This is a genomic window from Persicitalea jodogahamensis (genome assembly GCF_014651615.1).
Lineage (GTDB): Bacteria > Bacteroidota > Bacteroidia > Cytophagales > Spirosomataceae > Persicitalea > Persicitalea jodogahamensis.
Window position 1 is genome coordinate 1 of sequence record NZ_BMXF01000015.1, and the last position, 521, is coordinate 521.

1 protein-coding gene and 1 pseudogene are annotated in these 521 nt (G+C 56.6%); both read right to left on the reverse strand.

Annotation, left to right across the window (positions count from 1 at the left end):
* Positions 1 to 243 (reverse strand): annotated as a pseudogene (locus IE117_RS26370) (hypothetical protein); the annotation flags it as partial.
* The gene (locus IE117_RS26375) at positions 185 to 409 is read right to left on the reverse strand and encodes a recombinase family protein (RefSeq protein WP_229581510.1); all 225 of its coding nucleotides are present in this window, start codon (positions 407 to 409) and stop codon (positions 185 to 187) included. The gene IE117_RS26375 and the pseudogene IE117_RS26370, both read right to left, overlap by 59 nt.
* Between the last annotated feature and the right edge of the window lie 112 nt (positions 410 to 521).

Below are 521 nucleotides of genomic sequence, written 5' to 3' on the forward strand. Positions count from 1 at the left end.
TGATTTTCGCTTCTGCACGTAGTTGTACACCGTTCCGCAGGCGATGCCAAGTCGCTTGCTGATTTGGTTCACCGATACCCCTTGCTCAGACAACTCGTAAATGGCTTTCTGTTTTGCACCCGCCAGGCAAGGGCGGGAAATCAACTCACCCTGAGCCCTGGCCATGCCCGCCCGCACTCGCTGGCTAATCAGTGAACTCTCGATCGGATCGCAGAAGCGATTGAGCCAGTGAGGCCACCGCATGGAAAATCAGCTCTCCCGTAGGGGTAGTTGTGTCTGTGTTCTCCTGATAGGATATAAAGTCAACCCCCAGATTCTGGAACTCCTTCGGAGCGCTGACCAACGCCTGAGTGGACCGGGCAAAGCGCGGGGTGGCCCGTGCCATCGTAACGCCACGCCAGCACCACATCAATTTTTCGCTTACGCGCGGCCTCCGGCATGATCCGATACTGCCCGCGTTCCCCACTCAAATAATTCACTCCCAGGCCCCTGGGGCAGATGAATTTCTGCCAAGGCTATAC